Genomic DNA, 2,451 nt, shown 5'->3' with positions numbered 1-2,451 from the left:
GCCCCCACCGGGGCCGCAGCCGCGCGCGCAGCGCAAGCCGCAACCCGGTGGGCGCGCAGCCCCAGCGGGGTTCGGGGCGGAGCCCCGATCAAGGGAGCCCCTAGAGTGGGGCCAGCACTCTGACCAGCCGCTCCGGAGGAGACCATGCACGCGCGCAGCGAAAGCGCCTACCCCGTCGGACTGCGCCTCGCCGGCCGACGCGTCGTCGTCCTGGGCGCCGGCCAGGTCGCCCAGCGCCGTCTGCCCGCCCTGCTCGCCGCGGGCGCGGACGTCCTGTTGGTCTCCCCGTCCGCCACCCCCTCCGTCGAGGCCATGGCGACGGCGGGCGAACTCCGCTGGGAGCGCCGCCGTTATCAGGACGGCGACCTGGAAGGCGCCTGGTACGCCCTGATCTCCACCGACGACCCGGCCGCCAACGAGGCGGCCTCCGCCGAGGCGGAGGCCCGCCGCGTGTGGGCCGTGCGCAGCGACGACGCCGAGGCGGCCACCGCCTGGACCCCGGCCACCGGCCGCGGCGAGGGCGTCACCGTCGCCGTGCTGACGGGCGGAGCGGACCCGCGCCGTTCCGCCGCCGTGCGCGACGCCGTGGTGGAGGGCCTGCGCGACGGCTCGCTCGCCGCCCCGCGCTTCCGCGACCGGGACGAGCGGGGCCTCCGTCCCGGCAGCGTCGCCCTCGTCGGCGGCGGCCCCGGCGACCCCGACCTGATCACCGTGCGCGGCCGTCGGCTGCTCGCCGAGGCCGACGTCGTCGTCGCCGACCGCCTCGGCCCCCGCGACCTCCTCGACGAACTCCCGCCGCACGTCGAGGTGATCGATGCGGCGAAGATCCCGTACGGCCGGGCCATGGCCCAGGAGGCCATCAACGCCGCTCTCATCGAGCACGCCCGTGCCGGGAAGGCCGTGGTCCGGCTCAAGGGCGGCGACCCCTACGTCTTCGGCCGCGGCATGGAGGAGCTCCAGGCCCTGGCCGAGCAGGGCATCCCCTGCACCGTCGTCCCCGGCATCTCCAGCACGATCAGCGTGCCCGGCGCCGCGGGCATCCCCGTCACCCACCGGGGCGTGGCACACGAGTTCACCGTGGTCAGCGGCCACGTCGCCCCCGACGACCCGCGCTCCCTCGTCGACTGGGAGTCCCTCGCCAAGCTCCGCGGCACGCTCGTCCTGCTGATGTCGGTCGAGAAGATCGAGGCGATCGCCGCCGCCCTTGTCGGCCACGGCCGGTCCGCCGGCACCCCCGTCGCCGTGATCCAGGAGGGCACGACCCCGGCCCAGCGCCGCGTCGACGCCACCCTCGCCACCGTGGGGGAGCGGGTACGGGCCGAGGGGATACGCCCCCCGGCCGTGATCGTGATCGGCGACGTCGTCACGGTCGGCCCGGTGCCGAGCAGCTGACCCGAACCGATCACACCCCAGGAACCACCATGGCCGACCTCATCACCATCGACGACCCCGACGACCCCCGTCTGCACGACTACACCGGCCTCACCGACGTCGAACTGCGGCGCAGGCGCGAACCCGCCGAAGGACTCTTCATCGCCGAGGGCGAGAAGGTCATCCGGCGCGCCGCCCAGGCCGGGTACGCGATGCGCTCCATGCTGCTCACGGCCAAGTGGGTGGACGTCATGCGGGACGTCATCGAGGAGACCGACGCCCCCGTCTACACCGTGACCCCCGAGCTCGCCGAGCGGGTCACCGGCTATCACGTCCACCGCGGCGCCCTCGCCTCCATGGCGCGCAAGCCGCTCCCGGACGCGGGGGAGCTGCTGCGCGGCGCCCGGCGGGTCGCCGTGCTGGAGAGTCTCGTCGATCACACCAACATCGGCGCGATCTTCAGAAGCGCGGCCGCTCTGGGCATGGACGCCGTCCTGCTCTCCCCGGACTGCGCCGACCCGCTCTACCGACGCTCCGTCAAGGTGTCCATGGGCGCCGTCTTCTCCGTGCCGTACGCGCGGCTGGAGACCTGGCCCCACGACCTGGAGACGGTCCGCGAGGCGGGCTTCCGGCTGCTGGCCCTCACCCCGCACGAGAGGGCCGTCACCATGGACGCCGCCGCCCCGCACCGGCTGGACCGCGTGGCGCTCATGCTCGGCGCGGAAGGTGACGGACTGTCCGCCCGCGCCCTGCGGGCCGCCGACGAGTGGGTCCGCATCCCCATGGCCCATGGCATCGACTCCCTCAACGTCGGAGCCGCCGCTGCCGTGGCCTTCTACGCGGTGACGGCCGGCCGCCCGGAGAGCTGACGGCCCCCGCGCCCGTGAGAGCGGCGCCTCACGAACCGTCGGGCGCCGCGGGTGCCAGCGTGTCAGGAGCCCCCGGCGGCAAGGGCGGCAGCCCTGGGTGCGACACCGCGGGCACCTGCGGGAGCTCGCCCATGCTGTGCGCCGGGCCCTGACAGCCCTGCGCCACCGCGATGCCCAGCGCGACCAGCAGCGTCACCACGACGAACACGGT

Annotated in this window: 2 protein-coding genes and 1 pseudogene; 2 read left to right on the top strand and 1 reads right to left on the bottom strand. The window is 75.1% G+C overall.

The window, feature by feature from the left end:
- Nucleotides 1-144: 144 nt before the first annotated feature.
- Together cobA and K6I34_RS35635 are read left to right on the top strand one after the other, a co-directional pair.
- Entirely contained in the window at nt 145-1,392 is a 1,248-nt protein-coding gene (cobA, locus tag K6I34_RS35640) for a uroporphyrinogen-III C-methyltransferase (RefSeq protein ID WP_229332176.1), read from the top strand.
- Nucleotides 1,393-1,421: 29 nt separating this feature from the next.
- Nucleotides 1,422-2,240 (top strand): RNA methyltransferase, encoded by an 819-nt coding sequence (locus K6I34_RS35635; protein WP_229332175.1) that lies wholly within the window; start codon nt 1,422-1,424, stop codon nt 2,238-2,240.
- 28 nt (nt 2,241-2,268) lie between these two features.
- On the opposite strand, the pseudogene K6I34_RS35630 reads toward K6I34_RS35635, so the two are convergent.
- A pseudogene (locus K6I34_RS35630) lies at nt 2,269-2,451 on the bottom strand (serine/threonine protein kinase); the annotation flags it as partial.

It is taken from the genome of Streptomyces sp. UNOC14_S4, assembly GCF_020740835.1.
Taxonomy (GTDB): domain Bacteria; phylum Actinomycetota; class Actinomycetes; order Streptomycetales; family Streptomycetaceae; genus Streptomyces.
Note: the sequence above shows the minus strand (reverse complement) of the source record. Positions and strands in the feature narration are given on the sequence as shown.